The sequence below is a fragment of the Nannocystis sp. RBIL2 genome, assembly GCF_026626745.1.
Taxonomy (GTDB): Bacteria; Myxococcota_A; Polyangia; order Nannocystales; family Nannocystaceae; genus Nannocystis.
On the sequence record NZ_JAPNJW010000001.1, the window covers coordinates 890982 to 916667 of the forward strand.

Below are 25686 nucleotides of genomic sequence, written 5' to 3' on the forward strand. Positions count from 1 at the left end.
CCCCTCGAAGGTACCCGTTCGCGCGGCCGATGGCGGCCGCCAAAACATCGTGCTCCGGTTCGACGCGGCCCGGCCGGAGCTGGCGCGGGCCAGCGGCGGTTGCCTACGGGCGCGGCAGGTCGATGTTGAAGGTCGTCCCTTCGCCCGCGGCCGAGTGTACGGCCACGTAACCGCCGTGCGCGTCGACGATCTCGCGGACGATGAACAGGCCGAGGCCGATGCTTCGCTCGCGATCGAGGCGCTGCTCGCCGCGGCGGAACGGTTGGAACAGCGACGAGATCGACTCCGGCGGGATGGGCGGGCCGTCGTTGTGGACGAGCACCTGCGCGCGCGTTCCATGGCCGACGCTGCGGACGGTGACCGGCGTGCCGGGGAGCCCGTAGCTGAGCGCGTTGCGGACGAGGTTGCCGACCGCCTGGGCGAGCCGATCGGGGTCCCAGCGGCCTTGGCCGTCGCCCTCGGCCTGGTGGACGATGATTCGGTCGGGATGGTTGAGCGCCATCTCGTCGACGACGTGCCGGCACACCTCGTGGATCTCGACCGGCTGGGGATCGATCGGGAGCCGTCCGCTCGCGCGCACCTGCGTGAAGTCGAGCAGGTCGCGGATCAACCGGCTCGCACGCTCGCCGCTGCGGACGATCCGCTGCACGACGTCGGCATGCGGCGAGTCGGGCGACAGGGTCTCGGCCATCAACGTGGCGCCGTACAGCATCGCCGACAGCGGGTTGCGCAGGTCGTGGCTGACGATCCCGATCAGCTGCTGCTCGAACTCCGCCTGGCGTCGCTGCTCGGTGACGTCACGCGCAGTGGCGACCAGCCGCTCCGGCTTGCCGCTCGCGTCGAGCACCGGCGAGACGATGACGTCCCACCACACCGGCGCGCCGTCGAGCGTCGGCCCGCGCCCGACGAGCCGACCGACCTTGCCGGCGCGCGCCGTGGCGAGCGCCTCGGCGACCTCCTGGCGGTGCGCGCTGCTCCACAGCTCGACCCACGGGCGGCCGCGGAGCTGGCCGGGCTCGGCGGCGCCGAGCATGCGCAGTCCGCCGGGGCTGATCGACAGCATGCGCCCCTCGAGGTCGAGCACGACGATGCCGTCGTGGCTCGACTCGAGGATCCGCCGGCTGAACTCCTCGCTCGCGCGCAGGGCCTCCTGCGCCGCGCGGGTCGCCAGCTCCGACGCGCGCAGGCGCAGCGCGTGGCGGACGCTCTGCCCGAGCCGCTGAGGCGTCAGCGCGCCCTTGGCGATGTAGTCGACGGCCCCGTTCTTCATCAGCTCGACCGCCAGCGCGGTGTCCTCGTGCCCGGTGAGCACGATCGCCGGCATGAACACGTCGAGCTCTCGCAGCCCGCGGAGCACGACCAGGCCGTCGTGACGCGGGAATTGATAGTCGAGCACCACGACCTCGACCGGCGACCGGCGCAGGCGCGCGAGCGCGGCGATCGGGTCGTCCTCCTCGACCAGCGTGACCTCGAGGCCGGACCTGGCAAAGGCTCGACGGACCAGCTCGCGGTCGAGCTCGTCGTCGTCGATCACCAGCACGCGCACCGGCTCGCCGGGGCGCGGGCTCGAAACATTCTCCTGCTCGGGGGGAGGCGGGGTCACGGCATCTCGACCAGGGTCCAGTACTTGTTGAGCGTCGCCATCAGGTCGATGAAGTTGCCGAACGTGACCGGCTTGAGCAGGTAGCCGGCGACGTTGAGCTTGAACGCGTCGATCTTGTCGCGCTCCTCGTTCGAGGTCGTCAGCACCACGACCGCCGTGGTCTGCAGCGCCGAGTCGGCGCGGAGGGCCCTCAGGAACTCGATGCCGTTCATCTTCGGCATGTTGATGTCGAGCAGCACCAGCCGGCGCGGTCCGAGCGAGCCGTCGCGCAGCTTCTCCAGCGCCTCGAGCCCGTTGTTGGCGACGTGGATCGGGTTGGTCAGCCGGTTGCGCTGGAAGGCGCGCTTGACGGTCAGGACGTCGACCTCGTCGTCATCGACCAGAAGGATGTGCAGCTCGCGGTTGTCCATCAGGGCTCGTGTCAGGGCCGTCTCTGGCGGGATGAAGAGTCAGCTTCGACGCGACTGGCGAAGAAAGCAAGGCGCGCCGGGCCCGCTCTCAGCCCGAGCGCTTGGGCCAGCGCACGAGGAACGTCGCTCCTGCGCCGGGTTGCGACTCGAGGGCGACGCTGCCTCCGCGGCTCTCGACGATCTTCTTGACGACCGACAGCCCGATCCCCGCGCCCTCGAACTTGTCACGCGACTCGAGCGTCTGGAACAGGCCCCAAATCCTTTCGTGGAATTCAGGCGCGATCCCCGGCCCGTCGTCGCGGAACGAGAATTCGTACAGTTGGCCGGCGTCGCGCCACGAGACAGCGATGTGGACATCGTCGCGGCGCGCGTGCTTCAGGGCGTTGCTGATCAGGTTCTGGAACACCTGCTGGAGCGGGACGCGCTCGGTGGTCAGCGTCGGCATGCCCGGGGCGATCGTGATCCGTGCGGAGGGCGGCGGGCTCAGCAGTTCGACCACCTCGGCCAACAACTGACCGGTGTCGACGGTGATCGCATCGACGCGGACGCGGCCAGCGCGCGAGTAGTGGAGGATCCCGTCGATCAGCGTCTCGAGCCGGAGCACGCGCCCGCGCAGCAGGTGCATGTGCCGCTGCGACTCCTCGTCGAGCTTGTCGGCGAGCGCCTCCTCGATCCACTGCGACAGGCTGGCGATCCCACGCAGCGGCGCCTTCAGGTCGTGCGAGGCGACGTAGGCGAACTGGTCGAGCTCCTTGTTCGAGAGCGCCAGCTCCTCGGAGAGCCGCTCGACGCGTTGACGCGCGAGCACCTGCTCGGTGACCTCGAAGGCGACGACCATGGCGCCGGTGACCACGTCGCTCGCGTCGCGGATCGGCTGCGCGACAGAATTGAAGTACGCCTCCCGCACGACGCCCTGGCGCAGGACCGGGATGTTGAGCTCGAACACGTGGACGGGCTGGCCGGTCGCCAGCACTGCGTCGAGAGACGTGATGAGGGCGTGCTCGCCGATCTCCGGGAACACCTCGCGCACGGTCTTGCCCACCAGCTCCGGACGCCCGAGCATCTCGCAGTACGGCGGGTTGGCGACCTCGTAGCGGTGCTCCGGACCGACGAACACGGCGATCGGCACGGGCGCCTGCATGAACAGGTCGTACAGCTTCTCGCGCTCGCGCTCCGCGGCGGCGCGCAGGCGGGCGATCTGCAGGTGAGTGGCGACGCGGGCGACCAGCTCGCGCGCGGAGAACGGCTTGACGAGGTAGTCGTCGGCGCCGGCCTCGAGGCCCTCGACGCGCGACTCCTCGCCTGCGCGCGCCGACAGCATCAGCACCGGGAGCCGCCGCGTGCGCGGGTCCTCGCGCAGCGCGCGGAGCAGACCGAAGCCGTCGAGGTTCGGCATCATGACGTCGGTCAAGACGAGGTCGGGCGGGTTCTCCAGCGCCGCCGCGAGCGCGACAGCGCCGTCCGGGACGGCATCGACGATCCACCGCTGCTGCAGCACGCGGCCGACGTAGTCGCGCATGTCGGCGTTGTCGTCGGCGAGCAAGATCCGCGCCGACGGTCCGGCGTCGAGCGCCGGGTCGGAGGCCGCCACCAGCGCGTCCGCGGCGAGGTCGTCGTCGCCTTGCTGCGGGCCCGCGAGCCAGCGCAGCGCCTCCTGCACGTACGGCGCCGCGCCAGCCGCGGACGATAGCTGCGTGCGGCGGACGTTGATCTTTTCGGCGGGCAGGTGCGCGTGGCCGCGAGGGATCGTGACCGTGAACGTCGTGCCGACGCCGACCTCGCTGGTGGCGTGGATCGTCCCCTCGTGCAGGCGCACGAGCTCGTGGACCAGCGCGAGCCCGATCCCCGAGCCCTCGTGGGTCCGCGAGCGCGCGCCCTGGACCCGGTGAAAGCGGCGGAACAGGTGCGACAGCTCGTGCTCCGGGATGCCGGTGCCGGTGTCCCGGACGGTCAGCTCGACGCGGTCGCCGTGCAGGCGCAACGCGACCGCGATCGTGCCCTCGAACGTGAACTTGAGCGCGTTCGACAGCAGGTTGAGCACGATCTTCTCCCACATGTCGTGGTCGACGTGGATCGGCTCGGACAGCGGCGGGCAGTCGACGTCGAACACGAGCCCCGCGCGCTCGACAGCCGAGCGGAATGCGCTCGCCAGGTCGGTCGTCAGCGCCGCCAAGTCGGTCGGCTCGTACGACGCCTGGATCCGGCCGGCCTCGATGCGCGAGAAGTCGAGCAGGACGTTGACGAGCTTGAGCAGGCGGACTGCGTTGCGGTACGCGGTGTCAAGGTCGGCGCCCTCGAGCCGGCGCTTGGCCGCCGAGAGCGCGTCCTCGAGCGGGCCGAGCATCAGCGTCAGCGGGGTGCGGAACTCGTGGCTGACGTTGCTGAAGAAGATCGTCTTGGCGCGATCGAGCTCGGCGAGCGCCTCGGCCCGCCGCCGCTCCTCCTCGTAGGCCTGCGCGTTGGCGATGCTGGCCGCGAGCTGCCCGGCGACCAGCTGCAAGAACCCGCGGTAGTTGTCGTCGAGCTTGCGGAACGGGCTCAGGCCGACGAGCAGGACCCCGGCGCGACCGGTCTCCCCCGACGGGGCGATCGGCAGGGCGACCGCGTGCGTCGGCGGCCGCGGCCAGGCGCCGGCGGGGATGTCCCCGAGGACAGGCGGTATCTCGACGACGCGCTCGTGCCCGTGGAGCGCCTCGGCGAACGGCCACACGGAGTCCTCGAGCGTCGACGCGACCTCCGGCGCGCCGGCGTGGCCGCGCGGGAGCCCGGCCGCTCCCGCGAGCTGTACGCGGCGCCGGTCGGCGTCGGCGATGTAGATCAGCGCGAACGGCAGGTCCTTCGGGTTGGTCTGCAGCGACGCCGCGCCGCGGACGCACACCTCTTCCCACGTGCGCGCCTCGGTCGTGCGCGCCGCCAGCTCGCGCAGCAGCGAGAGCTGGCGCTCGCCGATGATCCGCTGCGTATCGTCGGTGTTGGCGCAGATGATCCCGCCGGTCCCGCCCTGGTCGTTCGGCACCGGACTGTAGGAGAACGTGTAGTACGTCTCCTCCGGGTAGCCATAGCGCTCCATGATCAGCAGCAGCGCCTCATCGTAGGTGCCCTCGTTGAGGCGCATCGCCGACGCGGCGCGCGGCCCGACCTGATCCCAGATCTCGCGCCATACGACGGAGGCGGGCTGGCCGAGCGCCTCCGGGTGCTTGCCGCCGACGATCGACTTGTAGGCGTCGTTGTACAGGTTGATGAGCTCGTCGCCCCACCAGACGAACATCGGCTGGAGCGAGGTCAGGATGATTCGCACGCAGGTCTTGAGGCTCTGCGGCCAGGTGTCGACGGGACCGAGCGGCGTCTTCGCCCAGTCGATCTCCCGCATGCGCGCGCCCATCTCGCCGCCACCGGCGAGCACGTGCATCCTGCCCGAGCGGCCGGCGGAGGCATCCGAGTCAAGCACCATGGTTCTCCCATTACCTCACCGAAGTCCGACTGAGAAGGACCGCGCCGATCACGAAGCCGAGGTACGCCCGGGATGACAATCCTTGCGCAGACTCACCGGCCAATGGGCCCTTCAGGTCGCGTGAATCGAATCGCCGCCTCGAGGCGAGCGGCCCACGACTTTGGCGCGCAATTTCCGCCCTCCCGCAGGGCTTGTGAAGGCATTACGGGCTCCGAACGGAGCGATAGACGGACACCGGAGATGTCAACCCGGGAGGCATGGCGACGAGGCCGCCACGCGCAACCGCGGGCACCGGGCGAGGCTACCGCCGGCCTCTGCAATAGCACGACGGCAGATCGTGGTGGGCCCGAGGTCCCGCGGCAGCGGCCAGCGGATCGCGTCGACGCTGCGCACCCGCGATCCCTTCCGTCCCGTGCGGCCTGACGGTCGGGTCGTGGATGTGCTCGGACCCGATTTTTTCGAACTCGAGCGACGGGCGCGGCGAGCAGGCACAGCAGGCACAGCAAGCCCACGCTGCGGGTCGCGCAACGGTTCTCCGTCGAACTCACCGCGGATCGCAAGGCAACGACGACATCGATTTCGCTGGACATCCTGGGGCCAGAAAGGCACCTCTCACCGGCGAGCCAGTGGAAGCAGCACGCACGCCCGGCTCGGTCCATACATTTGCACGGTCCCTACAATCGTTTCGTTCTGTCGCTGACGGAGACGGCGTCATGAGCGCGCCTGGAAGAGTCAACATTCTCCTCGTGGACGACCAGCCGGCCCGGCTGCTCAGCTACGAGACCATCCTCGCACCGCTCGCGCAGAACCTGGTGCGCGCCACCTCGGGCGCCGAAGCGCTGCAGAGGGTCCTGCGCGAGGAATTCGCCGTCATCCTCCTGGACGTCAGCATGCCGGAGATGGACGGCTTCGAGACCGCGGCGCTGATCCACCAGCACCCGCGCTTCGAGCGGACGCCGATCATCTTCGTCACCGGCCACGACATGACCGAGCTCGACGCCCTCCGCGGCTACGAGCTCGGCGCGGTCGACTACGTCTACGTCCCGATCGTCCCCGAGATCCTGCGCGGCAAGGTCTCGGTGCTGGTCGAGCTGTGCCTCAATCGCCAGGAGCTGGTGCGGGCCAACCGCGAGCTCGAGCAGGCCAACGCCCTGCTCGCGCTCACCAACACGACCCTGCAGGCCGAGAAGGCCCGCGAGCTCGAGCAGCTCAACGCGGTGCTCGAGCAGGCCAACGCCGGCCTGGCCGAGGCCAACCGCACCCTCGCCGGAGAGGTCACCGAGCGCCAGCGGGCCGAGGAGGCGCTGCGACGCACGCACGCGCAGCTGCGGCAGGCCGACCGCCAGAAGGACGAGTTCCTGGCCATGCTGGCGCATGAGCTGCGCAACCCGCTGGCGCCGATCCACAGCGCAGTCGAGCTGATGGGCCTCAAGGAGCTCGCCGATCCCCAGGTGGGCTGGTGTCGCGACATGATCGATCGCCAGGCCAGGCAGCTGCACCGCGTCGTCGACGACCTGCTCGACGTCTCGCGGCTCGTCCAGGACAAGCTCACGCTGCAGAGCGCTCCGCTCGACGTCGCCGTGGTCGTCGGCCTGGCGCTCGAGACGACCCGGTCGCGGATCGAGGCGCGGCGCCATCAACTCCGCCTCACGCTGCCGGAGGAGCCGATCTGGATCGAAGGCGACCGCACGCGCCTGAGCCAGGTCGTCGGGAACCTGCTCGACAACGCCGCCAAGTACACGCCCGAGGGCGGGCAGATCCGCCTCACCGTCGAGCTCGCCGCAAGCGAGGCGCGGGTGCTGATCCGCGTCGCCGACTCGGGCACCGGGATCCCTGGTGAGGTGTTGCCGAAGGTCTTCGAGCTGTTCACGCAGGCCGATCGCACCTTCCACCAGGCCCAAGGCGGTCTCGGCATCGGCCTGGCGCTGGTCCGTCGCCTGGTCGAGCTGCACGGCGGCTCCGTCACCGCGCACAGCGACGGTCCGGGCAGGGGCAGCGAGTTCATCGTCAGGCTCCCGCGGCTCCTCCGGGAAGCGGCGCCGCGTCGCTGACTCCTACGGCTCGACGTACGCGAGCTGAAGGATCCACCCGTTCACTGTGTTCATGAGCTGATGCGGATCGTAGGAGCAAGTCGGCGAGGTCCAGCCGCAATTTCCATCGCCCACGACGTCCGCGACCTGGTCGTCCTGACTGAACGTCACACTGCCGAATGCGTTGAAGCCCAGGGTGCAGAACGGTGAGGCGATCTTGAACGGCGTGCCCGTCAGGTCGACGTTGGCGACGCCCGGCTCCGCCACATGCCCGCAGCCCTCCGCGACCCCGTACGGCATCGACGTCACCAGTTCTTGGCCGTGGTAGAGCCCGCCGCTCGAGCTGGCGAAGGTGAGGTCGTCGATGTCGACGGCCAGCGTGGTCGGCTCGATACGCACCCGCGTGAAGGCGGTCCGCACCGAGGCGTCGCCGGCGTATTGCGCGAAGTTACGCCCCTCCCCGACCGCCACCAGCGACAGGTATGTCCGCGGCTCGCCGGCCATGTCATGGCAGTACGCGGTCCACGGCCGGTCCGGGTCGAGGTCGACGTGCAGCGTGTAATCGCCGTCGAGCGCCGACGGATCCTCGAGCGCGATGTCGGCGCAGCTCGTCGCCTCGCAGTGGCTCGCCGCGTCGCAATCGTTGTCGACGCCGTCGCACGCCTCGGGGCTGCCCGGGGACACGGCGTCGTCCGCGTCGTCGCAGTCGTCGCCGTTGTCGCTCGCCCCCTCGGGGAGGGTGCACGCATTCGTCGGAGGCGCGCTCGCGTCGCCGAACCCGTCGCCGTCGTCGTCGGGCCAGTAGGTGACCGCGGGGACGGCCCCGCCGCCCTCGCACGCGGCGAAGCAGGCGTTCGCGTAGCTCTCGCCGTCCGCGCCGCAGGCCGGCTCAGCGCCGCCGAGGATGCAGAGGATACACAGCAGCCCCGCCTGGGGATCGGGGGCCGTGTCCTGCAACCATTCCGGGTCGCCCAGCTCGCCCGGTTCCAGGGCCTCCGCGGCCTCCTCGTCCACGTCGTCGTCCGCGGCCGCGGCCGCCGGCGACGCGGGGTCCTCCAAAACATCGCATGCGAGACCTATCCAGGGGGTGACAATCAGCAGGGTGCGAGACAGGGCATTCATGACGTGATGAATCCATTGCGTGAATCACCGGACCGACATCGTCGGCGGCCCGGCGGGGCGACGCTGCATTCGGCGTCCAGACCGAATCACCCTACCCGCTCCCCGCGGTCCGCGAATTTCTCGGGAATTTCACGCCGACGTGCGACCCGGACGGTCACGCCCGCATCGCGTCGTCCGGGGCGTCGCGAATGCGCGGCCTCGTCCGCGAGGGACGAGCACGAGGTCGCGCTCGGCGGGCGCCGCTACCCGGTCGTGGCGTCGGTGGTCGACTCCGAGCCCGTGCCCGTCGTCGGTGCCGTCGTGCCCGTGGCGTCCGTCGTCGTCGTCGCGTCCGTCGTCGTCGCGTCCGTCGTCGTCGCGTCCGTCGTCGTCGCGGCCGTCTGGGTCACCTCCGTGCCCTCCGAATCGGTGTCGGGCCCGCCGTATGCGGGCTGGCCGGTGGTGCAGGCGGCGACCACGAGAGCGGCAGCCAGCGCGGCCAACGAGCCGGTGCGCTCCGCGCGGGACCGCGACACCCCGCAATGGGGACAGACCGGATCGGCGGCACGTACCAGTTCGTCGCATCCGGGGCAGGAGAACAGTTGAGTCTCGGGGACCAAAGCCACACGCGATCTTTCGCCCACTCCGTGGACCGTGTCAACGCGCGCGATTGCGAGCCATCTCAACTCGGCGGCCGCGTGGGATAGCGCGACCGCGCGACATGACATCACACTGCGGCCTTACCAGCCGACCTTCGCGCGCACGAATTCGGCGAGTTCTGCCGCCATCGCCTCGTGCTGCGCGGCGCTCGGGTGCGTGCCGCAGCCATCGCCGATGAGCTTCGTCGTGTAGAAGGCGTGCACCTTCGTGTCGCCGCCGGTCGCGAACTCGGCCTCGACCTCGGCGAGCGCGGTCTTCTGGTCGGTGAGGAACTGGTCGGCCGGGGTCGGCCAGCCGTCGCCGAGCATCAGACTCGACGCGAGGATGATGTGCGCCTCGGGGTAATCGCCGCGCAGCTCGGCGACGAACTCGACGTAGGCGGCGGCGAACTCGGCCTCGGTCATCCGCGGGCGTTCGGAGTCGCCGAGCGAGAAGTCGTTGGTGCCGAGCGCGACGACGACGACGTCCGGGACGAACCCCTGCGGCTCCCACGACGGCGAGCCCTGCTGCAGCTCGAGAAACATCAGGTCGTAGACCGCGGGCATCGGCCTCGCGTCGTACAGGAACGAGTAGTTGCGGACGAGGCCGATACCGGACACCGCAGTGACATGGTATTCCGCGTCGAGGCTGCGCGCCGCGACCGCGCCGTAGGACCGCCAATTGTTATGATAAGGCTGGCCCCACCCGCCCGGGTTGCCGTAGGAGTCCGCCGAGCACTCCGGCGAGTTATTCGCGGCCTCGTTGCCGGAGCCGACGGTGATCGAGTCGCCGATGAATGCCATGCGCCGCGGCGCGGCGCGGCACCTACGTCGACGCGGTGGCGCGCTGGCTCGTGTCGGGCGGACTGCTGCTGCTCAAGACCTTCAGCAAGCTGCAGCCCGGCGACAGCGGACCGCACCGGTTCTCGCCCGACGAGATCCGCACGACCTTCGCGTCGCGCTTCGAGCTGCTGTCGGCGACCGAGACCGAGTACCAGGGCACGCTCGACCCGCTGCCGAAAGCGCTGTTCAGCGTGTTGCGGCGCCGCTGAGCGCGCCGACGGCCCGGGGCGACGCGGGCCGTGTCCGCCATCCCCGGCCGATGTCAGGCGACGCGATCAGGCGAGGTGGGACTTGCCTGCATTGAAGTCGTTCTGCAGCGCCGACGCGATCGCGCTCTGGAGGGTCCCCTTGGTGATGATGCTGCCCAGGTCGAGCCCGAGACCGACGAGCGTCTGCGCCAGGGACGGCCGGATTCCGGTCAGGATCGTCTTCGCACCGAGCAGCTGCAGCCCCTTGGCCGTGTCGAGCAGCGCGCGCGCGACGCGGGTGTCGAGGTCGCGCAGCCCCGTCACATCGAGGATGACCACCTGCACGTGGGTCGACTGGACGCCTTCGAGCGCGACAGTCATCACCTGATGGATCCGGTCCGTGTCCATCTGGCCCACGAGCGGCATGACCACGATCCGCTCGGTGATCGGGATGAACGGCGTCGACATCGCCTCCATCGTGTCGCGCAGCCGCTCGAGCGTCCGCTCGTACTCGCCGAGCAGATCCTTGTATGGCGTGACGTCATGGGCCGTGCCGTACACGAGCCGGGTCGACTCGTCCTCGTTCGGGTCCATGTACGCGGTCCAGGCGAGCCACTTGTAGGTGCCGTCCTTGCACTGATAGCGGTTGTCGAAGCGGATGGTCATCTTGCCTTCGAACAGGGCCGCGGCCTCGGCGGTCGTCGCCGCTCGGTCGTCGGGGTGGACGAACTCGATGAACGGCCTCGCCGTCATCTCCTCGGGGCTCCAGCCGAGGAGATGCCGCCACGCCGGGTTGGCGTGGCGGAAGTAGCCGTTCGAGTCCAGGGTGACGAGGAGGCCCACCGAGACCCGGAACAACTTCTCGTAGACCTTGGCGTCCTGCAGCGTGGGCTCGAGCTGCGACTGCCGCTCCCGGTCGCCCGTCACGTCGATTCCCGTCGCATAGATGAGCTGCTCCGACGGCTCGTCCCCTGCGTCCACCCGCGCGGCCCAGCCGAGCCACTTGTACGAGCCGTCTTTACACAGATAGCGGTTGTCGAACCGGTCGACGGTGTTGCCCTGGAGAAGGCCGGCCACCTCGGCGAGCGTCACCTCGCGGTCGCTCGGATGGACGAACTCGATGAACGGCTTGCTCCTCAGCTCGTCGAGGGACCAGCCGAGGATCCGCTCCCATGTCGGATTGAGGGCGCGGAAGTGGCCGTTCGCGTCCACAGTGGCCAGAAGCCCTGCATAGGCCTGGAACATCTTCTCGTAACTCAGCACCGAATCCTCCCTTGCGCGGCCGTGACTGCGAGCGCTCGCTGCGGGGCCGCCCGTCGACGAATCCCCGTACGCATATGCGGAAGAGCCTCCCACGCCAATGACGCAGGAGCGAACAGCGCCCGCCTCATAGCAAGCTCGGCCCTCCGATCATCGCAGACACTTGTCCACGAGACGCGGCTATATGTCAAGAGCACCGGACGGCGGCGGCGGCGCCGCCGCCGTGCGGTGTACGTGTTCGCCGCCGATCGGAACCACCGCCCTCCCACTGTTGCCAACGGCGATAACGCGAGCACGTTCGCGCCCGAGCGCGGACGGCGATAGGGTCTGCGATTGTTCACTGGGCGCAAAACCGGGCCCTCGTCGCCGATCCACGAGTGACGACTGGCACGATTTCTACGGACCATCCTAGTGAATCGAAAGGGTCGGTCCGACGCCAGGGCGAATCGTGATTCGAGCTTCAGGTCGCCGATTCGCCGTGGACGAACCGCCGCCGCAGCACGGCGGCCATCTCTCGCGAGCGACGATCACTGCGGCGCCGTCGGAGCGCAGGTGGAAACACAGGCGCCGACGATGCTGATCGACGCATCGGCGACGACGATTTGATATCCTGCTGGCCGTTCCCGTCGCTGTCGTCGTATCTGGGGGGTCGAGCCCGGCCACGCGGAGGTTGCATGACGAAGCTCACTGTCCGCCCGCCGTCCGCGCGCGACTCGGCAGACTCGCGGCGCCACGGCGTCCCGTCCCCGATCAGCCGCGAGGCCCGCCCCTGCGCAAGTGCATGGCATGCGATGCTACCCTGAAGCGGCGCGACCAGATTCTCGCCAAGGGTCGATGTCGAGGAGTGACGATGAGCCAGGCATTGAACGAGTTCCTGATCAGGCTCTACGGCTTCGCCGACAAGCGAGACAAGACGGTCCAGTTCGACCGCGCGATCGCCCTCGATTGCCTCCGGAGCGACTTCGACGCGTCGATCCATTGCAGCTTCTTCGTGAACGTATTCGATGAGAACATGCTCGTGCTGTCCTACGCGGGCAATCATCCGCGGAACGCCAGGGTGGATAGCTTGGGGGCGCCCTTCCTGCAGCGGTTTCGCCTCGCCAGAGAAACGCCAAACGCATTGCGGGAGCTGGCAGCGGCATACAAGCAGATTCGCCCTCCGGCGGGCGAGAAGAGCTGGCTCGTCTCGCGCAAGGAAGTGGCCGCACAGCTCGAGCAGCTGGCGCAGAGTCTCGAAGAGTTCCTGAGGTCCGGACCTGTGAATTGAGCGCGCGAGCAGCCCGACACCGAACGTCGCCGCGGTGCTGTTCTCGCCGAAGTCCTCGCGGCCGGCGGCGTGGTCATCGTCTCGAACGAGTGGAGCTGCTACGCGGAGCGCGAGAACCTCCAGCGCGGCGCTCACCGGCCTCGACAGCGAGCTGTCGTGCATGGACGCCCTCGCCGCCGACGCCCCAGGTCTCGTACCCTCGCGGCCTCACCGGGTCTTCGTGGTATATCCCGGCAATGACGACCCCATCCGATTCGGCCGGCGCGTCGCGACGAACTTGCTCCGCGAGGGAATTCCCATGAACACGCAGGACAAAGGCACGATCCACGTCTTCACGTTCAAGGACGGCCTGCTCGCGCGGCTCGCCCACGATCTCCGGCTGTCGCTGGGACGCTTCGAGATCCGCCGCGAAGGCACCGCGCTCAGCGGCCGCTTCTGGCCGGCCACGCTGAAGGTCGACGGCGTCGTCGGCAAGGACGGGCGCGTCGACGTCGATGGCCTCGGCGCCGGCGACAAGGCCAAGATCCAGCGCAACATCACCGACGAGATCCTGCTGACCGCGCAGCACCCGGAGGTCAGCTTCACCGGCGCGCTCACCCCCGGCGGGGTCCTGGATGGCCGATTGGTCATGCTCGGAAGGACAGCCCCGGTGCGCGCCCCGGTCCGCGTCGAGGGCGACCGCCTGCGCGCCGAATTCACGCTCGTGCCCTCCCAGTGGGGCATCGCCCCGTACAAGGCGCTGGCCGGGGCGATCAAGCTGCAGGACCGCATCGTCGTCTCCCTCGACCTGCCCGCCGATCCCGACGCCGGCGGCGAGGCCACGCCCGACCCCTGCACCTGGGCAGCCCCCTGACCGCGCACCCGCCGTAGCTCGCCGGCCGCACGGCCGCGGGCGCGCCTGGCCTGCGGGTGGCTGTCTTTATGGGCATGCCCGAAAGGCCATGCTCCTCGGACCATGAAAAAGGGGACATGCTCGGACGAGCATGTCCCCCCGGACTCCTGCGAAGCTACAGTCTCACTTCACGCGGACCTGGCGGGCCGCCTCGCTGATCTTGCGCTGCTCCTCGGCGTCGATCACCCCGTCGCGCAGCGCCTCGTCGACCGCGCTGCGGACGGCGGCCGCGGCCCGCGAGGCCTCGGCCTTGTTGCGGCCCTTCTCGGCCTGCCGCGAGGCCCGCTCGCGCGCCCGCTCGGCCCGCTCGCGCGCCCGGTCGCCCTGTTCGCGCGCCCGGTCGCCCCGCTCGCGCGCCCGGTCCGCCCGCTCGCGCGCCCTCTCGGCGTCCTCCCGGGCCCGGTCGGCCTGCTCGCGCGCCCTCTCGACGCCGCGGAGCGACGCCTTGACCCCGCGCTGCACGTCGGCGGCGATCTTGTCGAAGTCGATGCCCTCCAGCTCGCGCTCGATCTGCTCGTCGAGGCCCTCGAGCTGGGCTTCGACCTGGGCCGCGATCGCCTCGGCCTGGGCCGCGATCGCCTCCTCGTCGATGTCCGGCACGTAGAACACGGGCGGGGGGACGGCCACGTGCGGCACGGCGATCGGCCGGACCATCACGTCGTGATCGTCGTCGTCGCAGTCGTCGTGGTCGTGCGCGACCACGACCTTGAAGCTGGGCGGCGTCGGCGGAGTCGGCGGCGTCGGCGGTGTGGGCGGCGTCGGCGGCGTCACGTGCGACACCGGCACGTACACCGCGTGCGTCGCCGGCACCGCGTACAGCCCGCTCTTGGCGCGCAGCTTGGCCGCCTTGCGGGCGTGCCGCTCGGCGCGGCGCAGCAGTCGCTTCTGCTTGCGGGTCAGCTCCTGCGCATGCTCGACGACGATGATCTCGTGCCCGTGGACCGCGTGGTCGTGCGGCGTCCGCACGGCCACGATCGGCGTCTCGGGCACGTGGACGAACGACAGCGTCGGCTGCGGCGCCGGCCCGTTGTCGGGCGCCGTCGGCCACTCCTCCGGGGCACCTTGCGCCTCGGCCGCGATCGACAGCCCGGGCGCGCCGAACGTCACCATCGCCAGCAGCGCCGCGCCGAGGGCCACCCGCCAGCGCCGGGCCCACAGGCCGCGGTCGCGCAGGTGCACGTCGAGCAGGCGCTGCACCCGGCGCACCAGCTGCGAGGCGTGCCCCGCCATCGGGCTGGCGAACGCCGACATGTCCCGATGACCAGGCCACGCCGCGACCTCGGTCAGGCAGCGCGCCAGGTGCACCTCCGAACCGGTGTGGCGGACCGCCCAGTCGTCGCACAGCTCCTCCGCCGCCTCCTGCATGCCGCGGCGGGCCACTCGATTGAGCGGCTGGAAGAACAGCAGCGACTCGACGAACCCCGCCAGCACCTGCCACGCCGGATCGCGGCGCAGCACGTGGGCCAGCTCGTGGGCCAGCATCGCCTCCTGCTGCCGCGGCGCCAGCTCGCGCACCTGCTCCGGCACCACGATCTCGCGGCCGGTGAGGGCGATCGGCGAGCTGATGTCCGCGGACTCGCTCAGCGTGACGCTGTGGCCGGGCAGCCGCGCGTGGGCCAGCAGCCGCGTCAGGCGCTCGCGCAGCGAGCCCGAGCCGAGCAGGCGACGACCGCGGAGCCCGCGGCGCATACGGGAGAACGTCATCCCGAGCCGGCCGAGCGAGGCCGCGGCGCCGAACACGAACAGCCCCGCGAACGCCCACACCGCCGCGCTCACGCCCCCCATCGGGCCCGCAGTCGCTATCTGCATCGGCGCGGCCGCCAGCGGCGGTGCGGTCGTCGGCGCGGGCAACGGCGTCGGCGCGACCGCCCAGCCCGGCGCGTCCACGAACAGCGGCGGCGAGGCGAACACCGCCGTGATGTCGTCGTCGCTGACGACCACCAGGTGCGACTCGCAGCCGACGCACGCGCGGGTGAACGGCACCAGCAGCGTCGCCGGCTCCTCCTCGATCACCGGCGGCGGCGGGGCTGCCGTCGTCGGCGCGGTCACGGCCGGGCTGCTCGCCGCCACGGTGACGCGGCCGAACATCGGCTCGACCCCGAGCCCCGTCTGCAGCGTCGCCGTGAACAGCCCGCCGACCAGCGATGTCTTCCACAGCAAGCTGCGGGTCAGCGCGTCGAGCGGCAGGAAGCGGCTGAACATCCACACGCCGCCGATGAGCACCGTCGAGTGGACGAAGTAGGTGCCGAGCCAGCTCACCGTCGTGTGAGCGGCCGGCGCCGCGAGACCGGCGAGGCCGGCAGGATCGATCGCAAGATCAAACATCGTCGTGTTCCTCAGCTCCGCCGGATCGTTCGGCCAATAGTCGTTGCAGGCGCGCGACGTCGTCCGGTTCGACGCTGCGGCCTTCGACGAGGTGGCTGACCAGCGCCGCCACGTCCCCGCCGAAGAAGTAATCGGTGAGCCTGCCCAGCATCGAGCGCCTCACGTCCACCTCGCACACGAGCGCCCGGTAGATGAACTGCCGGCCCTCCGTGCGGTGCGCGATGGTCCCCTTCTTCTCCAGCCGCGACAGCATCGTCGACACCGTCGTCGGCGCGAGCCCCCGATCTTGCTCGACCAGAGCCGCATGCACCTCGAGCGCCGTCGCCTCCCCGCGGTCCCACAAGATCCGCAGCAGGCCGAGCTGCAGATCGCTGAGCTGGAGTACCTCACCCATGAACGACAAGCGTAGTACTACAGGTGTAGTAAGCCGTCAAGCGAGATTTTTCAGCCCCTGGCGGCCTTCCAGAGCGAGTGCGCGAAAACGCTCCGACCTGCACTTTCGTACATGTCAACCGTCCGACGCGCAGTCAGCGCAGGCCATTGTTCGCGCTCCTTTAATGGGCTCGACCGTGGCCGACGTGCTCCATTCGACATGTGCACATAGACATGTCTAATAGGACACTAATATTAAAACATTACCTGAAGAACATGTCCATTCGTGCATCCACGCGCCGAACGTTCGCGTGGCTGCGGCACCTCCTCCTCCGCACGTCCACAGCGCGGCCCGGTCATTCCGTGCATACGCGTCCTCGCAAGAGCGGAGAGCCCGACCTCGTCGAGCGAGGACAACCGGTCCCCGCCCCCGCTCACGAACGCGCCGATCCCCGCAGTGCGCCCAGGGTGGGTGTCCACCGGCCGAGCGTTCGTGAAACATGTGGCGTTTCGCATCACCGAGGCGCCGCCCCGATTGGTTTCACCGCCGTCCGCGCCTCCGCGTGCGGACGCGACAGCCTCTCCGATCCGGAGCCGTGACCCGCCGCCGTGCCTGTCGCAGCTACTCCGGCGTGGCGCGGCGACGCGGCCGGCTTCGGCCCCCGCGAATCGCAGCACCGCGTAGGATTATCATGTCAGCACGAATCTTCGTACCCGCGTTTGCGATGCTCCTCTTCACCGGCGCCTGCGGCGACGACGGCGACGGCCCCGAGGACACCACCGGCGCGACTGCGGGCGCACCGACGACGGACGACACCGCCGCCACCACCGACGAGTCGCCCACCAGCACCACCGAGGCGACGCCCACCACCAGCGCCAGCGACGGCGAGACCACCACCGACGCCACCACCGACGTCACCACCGGCGATCCGTCCACCGACACCGGCGCGACCACCGACGCCGACACCACCACGGGCGGCCTCGATCCCGACGCCCTGAGCGCCTGCCAGGCCTACTGCGAGCGCTGGGGCGAGTGCGGCTTCCAGCCCGACCTCGCCGGCTGCATCGACGGCTGCAGCGGCAATCAGATCGGCCTCGCCGCCGCGCGCTGCTGCGGCTTCTGAGGCCGGGGCCCCTCGCTCGCGCCGGGCCGCGACTTGAGCCCACGCGCGGCCTCGCGTCACACTGCCCTCATGCCCACCGCCGAGGCTGGCGTCCGCCCCACGCGTGTCCCTCGCTCGTTCCGCCCGCACCTGCGACTCGCAGCTGCGCTGCTGCTCGCCGCCTGCCCGGCGAACAGCGCCGGCACCACCGACAGTCTCCCGCTCACGTCCACCGGCACCACCACCGCCGATCCAGCCACCACGATCGCTACCACCGAGGTCGCAACGACGACCACCACCGGCGAGCCCATCACCACCTCGACCACCGGCGACACGCCCGACCCCACGACCACGGGCACCACCGCCGCCGGCACCACCGAGGTCGCCCCGCCGCCGGAGGTCGCCCTGACCCTCATCACCGACGACAACCGCGCCTACGTCGAGATGCACGGCGGCTGGGGCCCGCACCTGCGCGGCCTCATGCGCGCGCCCGACGACAGCCTGTGGTTTCACGTCGATGCCGGCGAGGACGTGTATCACAACCGCACCATCCGCTACCTCCGCCGCGGCGCCGGCGAGCCCGCGTGGAGCCTCGTCGCCGAACAACCGCACACTGACGGCATCCAGCAGAACGCCGCCAGCGTGCTGGTCGGCTCGACGATCCTCACCTACGGCGTCAACATCCAGCAGCACTTCCTCGAGGAGTGCTACCTCGACACCGCCGACCCGTCGGTGCACGCCTGCAACGCAGTGCTCGTCAGCGGCCAGGTCTACACCACCCCGCCCGCCTCGAACTACGTCGGCGCCGCGGTGCTCGGCCCCGGCGCGCGCATCGTGTGGTTTACCGTCGTCGGCGAGGGCGGCGGCCCCGGTCGCTGGGTCTACACCTACGACTTCGGCGGCGGCTGGAACGGCCCGGTCGAGGTCGACCTCGGCGGCGCCAACGACCTCGGCTACGTCCACGCCATGGCCACGCCCGGCGGCCAGCTGGCGCTGGTCGGCCAGACCTTCACCGGCCAGTACCCCGACGGCACTTACGCCGCGGTGGTCGCCGATGTCACGTTGGGACAGGTCCCTACATTCATGTCCCTCGAGCCACCCGACCCGGCCGCGCAGGTCCGCAGCGGCGCCGACCTGTTCCACGACAGCGCCGGCGACACCCACGTGCTCGCGTATTTCGACGGCGTCGTCGCCTATTACCACCGCCCCGCCGGCGCGAGCTGGGCCAGCCACACCGCCCCGCTGCACGTGTTCTCCGACACCTATCGTGCCCGCTTCATCCGGCCCGCAGACGACCGCCTGTGGCTCGTCCGCGGCAGCGCCGGCGGCCAGGGCGTCCAGCTGCTGCGGTCTCCGACCCGGCGCGGCGGGCCGGTCGACTGGGCGGCCGCCGAGATCGTCGACGTCCCCAGCCCCGACCCCGGCTTCGCCGCCCCGTCCGCGATCTACGTCGAATCGCCGACCTACCAGCCCGCCCCGGCCGGCGCGCTCGAGTTCGCGGTGTGCGGCGCGTACCAGGTCGGCGACCGCTCGATCTGGCACGGCCGCCTCGAGTGACATGTCCCCGCGGACATCCCCGTCCTCGCTCGCCGAATCATCACAGCGTGTTCACGGCAGGCGGGTGATGAACAGCGCGTCCGGCAGCGACGCGAACGTCGCCCCCTCCGGGCACGTCGGGATCTTGTCGTGGCAATGGATGTCGTCGAGCCGGCCCTTGCCGCGGCAGATCAGCCCCGCCGGGCCCCACGCGGCCTCCACCGGGCTCTTGAAGTATTCGTCGGTGGTCCCGTGGATCCCCCACACGTCCTCCAGCACCACCGAGACCCCGGCCTGCGTGTGCGCGCTCCCGTCGTAGCAATAATCGGCGCGGACCACCCGGATCGCAGTCTCGAACAATTCGAGATCTTGCGTCGTCTGCGCCAAATCATAATACCCGAGCGCCGCCGCCTTGCCGGTCGCGCCGGTGTCGCAGGCCAGGTAGAGCAACCCCGGCGCGGGCGTCACCTCGCCGGTGGCCTCGTGGATGGTGAGCCCCGACAGCACCCGCGCGTGGCCGGGGCCGTCCTGGCCTTCGGGACAGTTCGGCACCTCGACGTCGCCCTGGTGGTGGAAGAACTGGTAGTGCGGCACGCCGTCGATCTCGAGCACGTCGAGCAGGAACATCGGCAGCGACGTGAGCCCCATGTTGAAGCCGATGGTCCACTCCGAGCCCAGCAGCGCGGCCCCGCGGTGCACCTCGCCGACCCCGTCCACACCGACGAGCTCGCCGGTGTCCACCCCCAGCTCCGTGAGCGCGACGTCGCCCGCGAGCGCCACGCCGTCGAGCCCCGCGCCGAGGTGCGGCACCCCGAGCGGCCCGAGCTCGGAGAACTGGTGGTCGTCGAGGGCGTGGGTGTTGAACACGGGGCCGCCGCCCGAATTGCCGCCGGTGAGCAGGACGCGGAGCTCGACCTCCTCGTCTTCGGGTGCACAGGCGGTCCCCAGCAGAGACGCGAGGAGGAGGCAGACAGGGGTCCAGGACTGCAAGACAGGTCGCATGCCCGCGCCTGTGCAAGTCCCGGGCCCGACTGGGGGCGCGAGGCCGAAGCCCGCCGCTCCTGGCTCACCCCTCACTCGGCGCCCTCGCTCCCCGCTCCTGTCGTCCGCCGGACCACGCCCGCGCGTCGGCTGTCGACCGCCCGACCACAAGCCGCCTCCACCCGCCCTGCGCCCCCGTCGACGCGCGTGGCACAGGGGCTGCACTGCGGCCGGCGAGAACGATCATGCAAGCTCCTGCCCCGCGCCGCCTCCTCATCTCTGCCGTCAGCCTCGCAGTCGTCGCCGCTTGCGACCCCGAGCTCGCGCCGCGACCGGAAACCACCGCGCGCGAGGCCAGCCTGCTGGCCGCGCCCGGGCTCGACTGCCTCACCGACACCAAGCTGCGCCTGCATCACGACGACGGCACCCTCGACGTCACCACCGACCTCGCCGCCGGCCTCGCCGAGCTCGCGCGGCCCCGCGACCTCGTCGAGCTGTCCTTCGCGGTCACCCCCCAGTGCGCCGCCGACCACCGGCGCGTCACCCTCGCCGCCTACACCACCCAGGGCATCAACCTCGGCCTCGACCCGGTCTACCCGCCGACCGCCTTCGACGTCCACACCACCCGCCTCGGCGGCGACACTTACCTCCTGCGCGTGCGCTTGCCCGACTGCTACTACGAGCTCGACCTCGCGTTCGGCGAGCCGCTCCCGGTCCAGCGGCCCCAGCTCTCCTACGCCGCCCAGTCGCGCCTGATCCTCGCCGCGATCGGCGGCGACACCACTTGCGACGAGGCCCCCCTCGCGGTCGAGCGCTTCGATCCGGTCGAGGCCGGCTGGGGCGACGCTCCCGTGTCCGCTCACTTCGGCTGGCGGCTCACCGCCGACCCTGCAGCCCAGCTGCGCTGCGAGTTCGACTTCGACGCCGACGGCCAGCCCGACGTGATCCACGAGCCCTGCAGCCGCACCACCGAGCTCGTCAAGACCGCCGCCCTGCCGCAGTGGACCTACCCCGTCGGCAAGCACCGGCCCGAGCTCGTCGTCAGCGACGGCCAGCGGCGGATCTGGGCCGGCACCGACATCTACGCCAACCACCTCGACTACAAGCCCGACGTCCACTTCCTCGAGGAGCGGCCCGACTTCCTCGGCGCCGACGTCACAGTCGAGCCCGCCCCCGACCTGAGCCAGGTCGTGCTCCACTTCAAGGACGCGGCGACGCTCCCCGACGTCGCCGCGGGCGAGGTCGTCGTCGGCCACGGCGGCGCGCGCGGCTACATGCTGCGCGTCGAAGCCGTCACCTACGAAGACGCCGACCTCGTGCTCCTCGGCGTGCCGGTCGGCCTCGACGACGTCCTCGCCGGCGGCTTCTTCGGCGTCCGCGACCTCCCGATCGACACCTCCGACGTCGCCTGCGTCGCCGAGCCGTGCCCCGACGAGATCGTCGTGCTCCCCGATCTGCCCGCGGGCCCCGGCGAGACCGCGGAGATCGGGACGCTCGCGCTCGACGAGAGCGTCGACCCGATCCCTCCTCCGGGCGGCCCCAGGCTGGTGTTCAAGTTCGGCGACCACGGCGAGCTCCACTTCTCCCCCGGCCTCGACGTCGAGCGCTTCGAGCTCGACGTCGATTGGTTCAGCGTCCCTCACGCCGACGTGGCGATCACGCCGACCATCCACGCCAGCATCGTCGTCAAGGCCGGCCTCACCCAGGCCTTCGAGTTCGGCGAGCTCTACCTCGGGACCTTGCCGCTGGCCATCCCGGTGTCGATCATGCTGCGGCCCGAGCTGGAGGTCGAGGCCGCCTACAAGTTCACCGGCACCGTCGCTGCGAGCGCCACCGGCACCGCCTTCAAGGATCACACCGGCTGGCGGACTGGGCTCGAGACCCACGTCGACGGCCTCCTCGACAACTTCGGCGCCGCCATGGGCCCCGAGCTCAGCGCCACCTTGCTGGCCAAGTTCGTCATGACGCTGGGCTTCCTCGACGGCCCCTACGTCGCGCCGCTCGCCACCGTCGGCCTGCGCAACACCATGGACGGCTGCGAGACCTGCAACCAGGCTTTCTGGGAGGGCGGCGCCGAGTTCGGGTGGGAGGCCTTCGGCAGCGAGCTGTTCGACGCGATCAAGATCATCCTCGCCGCCGGCGAGATCTGGAAGGACTGCGAGGCCACCGGGCCGTCCTGCGAGCCGCTGTCGGGCGGCCCCGTGATCGTCCGCCCGCGCGACGGCGTCCTCCTCGACTGCCAGCAATACCCGAAGCTGGTGTTCCGCGCGCCCGGGGCCGCCACCACCGAGGACGTGAACAGCCCGCATCAGTTCACCATCCACGTGAACGCGACGCACCAGCAGCACGGCCTCTACGACTACGTCGTCAACACCGCCTTCCGCGGCGGCCTGCCCGAGTGGGACATCCAGTGCGTCCCGCTGGGCGACGACGGCTGGGGCGAGTGCAGCTTCACCCCCGCCGACAACCCGTGCAGCTTCGGCGGCTCGCAGTGGTCCAATCATTCGTGGAGCGTCACCGCCCACGTCCCGCCCGCCAGCGGCAGCCCCACCGACGTGGCGACCTTCGACGTCCCCTGAGCCTCAGGGCTGCTCGATCCCGTGGCGGCGCAGCAGGCGGTAGATGTACGTGCGATCGACCCCCGCCGCCTCCGCCGCGCGCGCCACCTTGCCTCCGTGCAGGCGGAGCAAGCGCTCGAAGTACCCGCGCTCGAACTCCGCGATGATCCGCTGGCGCTCGGCCGCGTACGGCTGCGACGCGTCGATGACGAGCTCCTCGGCGACCGGCCCGGCCTGCTCCGCGAGCGGGCCGATCGTCCGCAGCACCGCGCAGCGCTCGAGGTAGTTGCGGAGCTCGCGGACGTTGCCCGACCAGGCCGCCTGCTGCAGGCGCGCCACGAACCCGGGCGCGCGCAGCGGCTCGGCCACCTCGGCGCGGACCGCCAGCGACGCCAGCAGGTCGTCGACCAGCGCCGGCATGTCCTCCGGCCGGCGGCGCAGCGGCGGCATGTGGATCGTGATCACCGCCAGGCGGAAGTAGAGGTCGGCGCGGAAGCGGCCCGCGTTGACGTCCGCCCGCAGGTCGCGATTGGTCGCCGCGACCACGCGGACATCGACCGGTCGGTAGCTGTTCGCGCCGACGCGGCGGACCTCGCGGGCCTCGAGCGCGCGCAGCAGCTTCGGCTGCAGGTCGAGCGGCAGCTCGCCGACCTCGTCGAGGAACAGAGTGCCCCCCGATGCCTCCTCGAACGCCCCGATCCGCCGCTCCGACGCCCCGGTGAACGCCCCCTTCTCGTGGCCGAACAGCTCGCTTTCGAGCAGGTTGCCATGGATCGCCCCGCAGTCGACGATCACGAACGGCCCCTTCTTGCGCGCCCCGGCGCGGTGCAGCGACTGCGCCGCCTGGCTCTTCCCCGTCCCCGTCTCACCCTCGAGCAGCAGCGTCACGTCGCTCTCGGCCGCGCGCTCGAGCAGCGCGAAGGTCGCTCGCATCACCGGCGACACCCCCGACAGCGAGCCGAACGACGTCGCCTCCGACAGCGGCACCTCGTTCATCTCGGCGCTGAGCTCGAGCTGCAGCGCCGACTTGCCGAGCCGCACCACGCTGCCCGCGCGGGCCCTCGCGTCGCGCACCTGCACCCCGTCGAGCACCGTCCCGTTGCGGCTCTGCAGGTCGAGCACCCGCAGCTCGCCGGCCTCCGCCACCACCTCGCAGTGGAAGCGCGACACCGTCGAGTCGTCGAGCACCAGGTCGTTGCTGCGGTGGGCCCCGATCGAGCAGCGCGGGCCGCTCGACTGCCACACCAGCCCGCGCGCCGGCCCCTCGATCACGCTCAGGCGGAAGCGGCGGACGTCGAGCGGCCCGCCCCGACCCCCCTCGCACACCGCCGTCTCGCCCTTCGCGCGCGACAGCTCCGCCCCCTCCTCGTCTCGCCGGCCCGCCACCGCCTACGCCTACGATCAAACGCCGGCGAGGGCAACGTGGCGCGCTCACACGCGCGCCCGCGGTCGCCCGCGCACGCCCCTCCGCGGGCCCGCCCTTGAACACCCGGTGCCGCCGATTCAGGCTTACGCAGCCCTGTCGGGCCTGTCATGCGAACTCGAAGCCTGTCCGCAGTATTCGCCGTATCGACCCTCTTCCTCTCCGCGTGCGGCGATCGCCCGCTCGAGGACCAGCCCGAGGATGGTTGCGCGCTCGACCAGCCGTCCCTCCTCGTGCCGCTGCCCGCCGGTTGGGATCCGGACGAGCGATCGTCGAGCCTCAACATGTGGGTCACCGACGATCACCTTCTCTACGCCTTCGACGAGGTGGGGCAAAAAGGCCGGTTCGATCTCGTCCCTCTCTGCGGCGGCGCCCCCGAGTTCGTCGCCGAGAAGGCCCCCCCGTTCATGTCCTATTCGGTGATGAACTCCGAGCAAGGCCCGGTGCTCTTTAAATTCGGCGACTACACGCTGGACGTGATCGATCGCCTCGAGGTCCCGGGCCGCGACGAGGTCCGGCGAGTCGGTGAATTCTCCCTGCCGCCCGGCGACGAAGACGACGTGCTGTCGGTGGAGTGGCGCGGCGGCGACTTCGGCACGGTGTACGGATTCAACCTGACCAGCACGGAGCCGGACCCCGTGGTCCGCGGCGTGGCAGGGATCGGCGGCGGGCACTCGCGCTACTACTTCCACAGCGGCGACCCCGACGCGCCGGTCGTGCTCATCGGCGACGACATCGTCCGTTACTACCAGGCCGACAATCTGGCCTTCATGCTCCGCGACGACGGCAGCGTCGACACCTTCGACCGCGAGACCGGCGAGGCCGCGCACATCCTCGACGGCGCGCGATACATCGAATCGGTGTGGACCGCCGACGACCACCTCCACCTGCTCTACCAGGTCATGGGCGACGACGCGTCCGAGTCGGTGCGCATCCGCGACCTCGGCACCGGTGAGGAGCGCGAGGTCACCGTCAACGACTTCGCGGCCGACTCCTGGGGCCGCGGCCCGACGACGGGCGCCGGTTATTGGCGCGTTGCGGCCGGCCCGGACACCACAGTGTTCGCGCTCCACGGCCCCGACTCTCGCTTCGTCGAGGCCTACCGACTCGATACCCTCGAGCCCCTCGCAATCCCCGACCACGTCGGCCCCTCGTCCTTTATTCAGGGTAATTACCCTGGATTCGCGCTCGTCGTGCCCGATCCCGAGGACCACGTGATCGCAGTGTGGAACGCGCTGACAGGTGCGATGGTCGAGATCTACCGCGGCCCCGAGCCGGACTGGCGGTTCCGCGTGATCCACGACGACGGCCGCGTGCTTTACGAGCGCCCGAACGGCGACGGCAGCATGCGACGAATCGCCGTCGATCTGGCCTCGGGCGAGACCAACACCGTGATCCCGCGGATCGGCGATTCGTGGTTCACTCTGGAGGACGGCCGGCTCCTCTCGCGGCTCGACATCAGCGACGACGAGATCCAGCACGAGTTCGAGTACGCGCTGGTCGACCCCGACACCGGCGATTATGAGGTCCTGGTCGAAAGGACAGCTGAAGCGGCGATCGTCGAGGGTGTCGGGCTCCTGTACCTCGACCTCGAGGCGTCCAGGCCGGGCATCTGGACCCTCCCGTTCCCGCCGCGCTGATCCGTCGAGCCTCGACCGGGCCGTCGCCGCCGTGCTCCCGTGCGCGCAGAGACACGGACGGCGAC

General features: G+C 70.6%; 19 protein-coding genes. 8 read left to right on the top strand and 11 right to left on the bottom strand.

The annotated features are described in order from the left end of the window. Window positions 1-103 precede the first annotated feature (103 nt). The 3 genes from OV090_RS03590 to OV090_RS03600 form a co-directional block, all read right to left on the bottom strand. Entirely contained in the window at window positions 104-1603 is a 1500-nt protein-coding gene (locus OV090_RS03590; protein WP_267702050.1) for an ATP-binding protein, read from the bottom strand. Next, window positions 1600-2013: a response regulator gene (locus OV090_RS03595; protein WP_267702051.1), complete on the bottom strand. Its 414-nt coding sequence runs from the start codon at window positions 2011-2013 to the stop codon at window positions 1600-1602. The genes OV090_RS03590 and OV090_RS03595 overlap by 4 nt, the downstream gene beginning before the upstream one ends. A gap of 88 nt (window positions 2014-2101) precedes the next feature. Beyond that, the gene (locus OV090_RS03600) at window positions 2102-5464 is read right to left on the bottom strand and encodes an ATP-binding protein (RefSeq protein ID WP_267702052.1); all 3363 of its coding nucleotides are present in this window, start codon (window positions 5462-5464) and stop codon (window positions 2102-2104) included. Window positions 5465-6210: 746 nt separating this feature from the next. On the opposite strand from OV090_RS03600, the gene OV090_RS03605 reads away from it, so the two are divergent. Further along, window positions 6211-7515, top strand: a complete 1305-nt coding sequence (locus OV090_RS03605) for a hybrid sensor histidine kinase/response regulator (protein ID WP_267702053.1) — start codon at window positions 6211-6213, stop codon at window positions 7513-7515. A gap of 3 nt (window positions 7516-7518) precedes the next feature. On the opposite strand, the gene OV090_RS03610 is transcribed toward OV090_RS03605, so the two are convergent. From OV090_RS03610 to OV090_RS03620, 3 genes are all read right to left on the bottom strand, one after another. Continuing rightward, window positions 7519-8616 (bottom strand): GON domain-containing protein, encoded by a 1098-nt coding sequence (locus tag OV090_RS03610; RefSeq protein ID WP_267702054.1) that lies wholly within the window; start codon window positions 8614-8616, stop codon window positions 7519-7521. A 242-nt stretch (window positions 8617-8858) separates the two neighbouring features. After that, window positions 8859-9131, bottom strand: coding sequence for a hypothetical protein (locus OV090_RS03615; RefSeq protein ID WP_267702055.1), 273 nt, complete (start codon window positions 9129-9131; stop codon window positions 8859-8861). A gap of 204 nt (window positions 9132-9335) precedes the next feature. After that, window positions 9336-10037 (bottom strand): SGNH/GDSL hydrolase family protein, encoded by a 702-nt coding sequence (locus OV090_RS03620; protein WP_267702056.1) that lies wholly within the window; start codon window positions 10035-10037, stop codon window positions 9336-9338. 35 nt (window positions 10038-10072) lie between these two features. Here OV090_RS03620 and OV090_RS03625 point away from each other — a divergent pair, with 35 nt between their 5' ends. Beyond that, the gene (locus OV090_RS03625; RefSeq protein ID WP_267702057.1) at window positions 10073-10285 is read left to right on the top strand and encodes a hypothetical protein; all 213 of its coding nucleotides are present in this window, start codon (window positions 10073-10075) and stop codon (window positions 10283-10285) included. Between the two features lie 66 nt (window positions 10286-10351). Here the strand turns inward: OV090_RS03625 and OV090_RS03630 are convergent, their stop codons facing one another. Then, complete coding sequence (locus tag OV090_RS03630; protein WP_267702058.1) at window positions 10352-11527, bottom strand: PAS domain S-box protein; 1176 nt, start codon at window positions 11525-11527, stop codon at window positions 10352-10354. A gap of 847 nt (window positions 11528-12374) precedes the next feature. On the opposite strand from OV090_RS03630, the gene OV090_RS03635 reads away from it, so the two are divergent. Next, entirely contained in the window at window positions 12375-12791 is a 417-nt protein-coding gene (locus tag OV090_RS03635; protein ID WP_267702059.1) for a hypothetical protein, read from the top strand. A gap of 298 nt (window positions 12792-13089) precedes the next feature. Next, entirely contained in the window at window positions 13090-13644 is a 555-nt protein-coding gene (locus OV090_RS03640) for a YceI family protein (protein WP_267702060.1), read from the top strand. A gap of 162 nt (window positions 13645-13806) precedes the next feature. Here the strand turns inward: OV090_RS03640 and OV090_RS03645 are convergent, their stop codons facing one another. Both OV090_RS03645 and OV090_RS03650 read right to left on the bottom strand, forming a co-directional pair. Next, window positions 13807-16008 carry a M56 family metallopeptidase gene (locus OV090_RS03645; RefSeq protein ID WP_267702061.1) on the bottom strand — a complete coding sequence of 734 codons (2202 nt, stop codon included), beginning with the start codon at window positions 16006-16008 and terminating at the stop codon, window positions 13807-13809. Beyond that, window positions 16001-16402 carry a BlaI/MecI/CopY family transcriptional regulator gene (locus tag OV090_RS03650; protein WP_267707062.1) on the bottom strand — a complete coding sequence of 134 codons (402 nt, stop codon included), beginning with the start codon at window positions 16400-16402 and terminating at the stop codon, window positions 16001-16003. Before OV090_RS03650 ends, OV090_RS03645 begins: the two co-directional genes overlap by 8 nt. A 670-nt stretch (window positions 16403-17072) precedes the next feature. Between OV090_RS03650 and OV090_RS03655 the strand changes: the two genes are divergently transcribed. Further along, a complete protein-coding gene (locus tag OV090_RS03655) occupies window positions 17073-17504 on the top strand; it encodes a hypothetical protein (RefSeq protein ID WP_267702062.1) in 432 nt (143 codons plus the stop codon). A 69-nt stretch (window positions 17505-17573) separates the two neighbouring features. Next, window positions 17574-19040: a hypothetical protein gene (locus OV090_RS03660; protein ID WP_267702063.1), complete on the top strand. Its 1467-nt coding sequence runs from the start codon at window positions 17574-17576 to the stop codon at window positions 19038-19040. Between the two features lie 51 nt (window positions 19041-19091). Here the strand turns inward: OV090_RS03660 and OV090_RS03665 are convergent, their stop codons facing one another. Beyond that, the gene (locus tag OV090_RS03665) at window positions 19092-20009 is read right to left on the bottom strand and encodes an ADYC domain-containing protein (protein WP_267702064.1); all 918 of its coding nucleotides are present in this window, start codon (window positions 20007-20009) and stop codon (window positions 19092-19094) included. Between the two features lie 236 nt (window positions 20010-20245). On the opposite strand from OV090_RS03665, the gene OV090_RS03670 reads away from it, so the two are divergent. Then, the gene (locus OV090_RS03670) at window positions 20246-22579 is read left to right on the top strand and encodes a hypothetical protein (protein WP_267702065.1); all 2334 of its coding nucleotides are present in this window, start codon (window positions 20246-20248) and stop codon (window positions 22577-22579) included. A 3-nt stretch (window positions 22580-22582) separates the two neighbouring features. Here the strand turns inward: OV090_RS03670 and OV090_RS03675 are convergent, their stop codons facing one another. Continuing rightward, window positions 22583-23944: a sigma 54-interacting transcriptional regulator gene (locus tag OV090_RS03675; RefSeq protein ID WP_346660349.1), complete on the bottom strand. Its 1362-nt coding sequence runs from the start codon at window positions 23942-23944 to the stop codon at window positions 22583-22585. A gap of 147 nt (window positions 23945-24091) precedes the next feature. On the opposite strand from OV090_RS03675, the gene OV090_RS03680 reads away from it, so the two are divergent. Next, complete coding sequence (locus OV090_RS03680) at window positions 24092-25621, top strand: hypothetical protein (protein ID WP_267702066.1); 1530 nt, start codon at window positions 24092-24094, stop codon at window positions 25619-25621. Window positions 25622-25686 lie beyond the last annotated feature (65 nt).

Excerpts from the sequence above, each read along its gene's own strand:
- OV090_RS03595 (WP_267702051.1), bottom strand. The coding sequence starts at position 2,013 with ATGGACAACCGCGAGCTGCACATCCTTCTGGTCGATGACGACGAGGTC.
- OV090_RS03600 (WP_267702052.1), bottom strand. The coding sequence starts at position 5,464 with ATGGTGCTTGACTCGGATGCCTCCGCCGGCCGCTCGGGCAGGATGCAC.
- OV090_RS03610 (WP_267702054.1), bottom strand. The coding sequence starts at position 8,616 with ATGAATGCCCTGTCTCGCACCCTGCTGATTGTCACCCCCTGGATAGGT.
- OV090_RS03620 (WP_267702056.1), bottom strand. The coding sequence starts at position 10,037 with ATGGCATTCATCGGCGACTCGATCACCGTCGGCTCCGGCAACGAGGCC.
- OV090_RS03635 (WP_267702059.1), top strand. The coding sequence starts at position 12,375 with ATGAGCCAGGCATTGAACGAGTTCCTGATCAGGCTCTACGGCTTCGCC.
- OV090_RS03640 (WP_267702060.1), top strand. The coding sequence starts at position 13,090 with ATGAACACGCAGGACAAAGGCACGATCCACGTCTTCACGTTCAAGGAC.
- OV090_RS03645 (WP_267702061.1), bottom strand. The coding sequence starts at position 16,008 with ATGTTTGATCTTGCGATCGATCCTGCCGGCCTCGCCGGTCTCGCGGCG.
- OV090_RS03650 (WP_267707062.1), bottom strand. The coding sequence starts at position 16,402 with ATGGGTGAGGTACTCCAGCTCAGCGATCTGCAGCTCGGCCTGCTGCGG.
- OV090_RS03655 (WP_267702062.1), top strand. The coding sequence starts at position 17,073 with ATGTCAGCACGAATCTTCGTACCCGCGTTTGCGATGCTCCTCTTCACC.
- OV090_RS03660 (WP_267702063.1), top strand. The coding sequence starts at position 17,574 with ATGCCCACCGCCGAGGCTGGCGTCCGCCCCACGCGTGTCCCTCGCTCG.
- OV090_RS03670 (WP_267702065.1), top strand. The coding sequence starts at position 20,246 with ATGCAAGCTCCTGCCCCGCGCCGCCTCCTCATCTCTGCCGTCAGCCTC.
- OV090_RS03680 (WP_267702066.1), top strand. The coding sequence starts at position 24,092 with ATGCGAACTCGAAGCCTGTCCGCAGTATTCGCCGTATCGACCCTCTTC.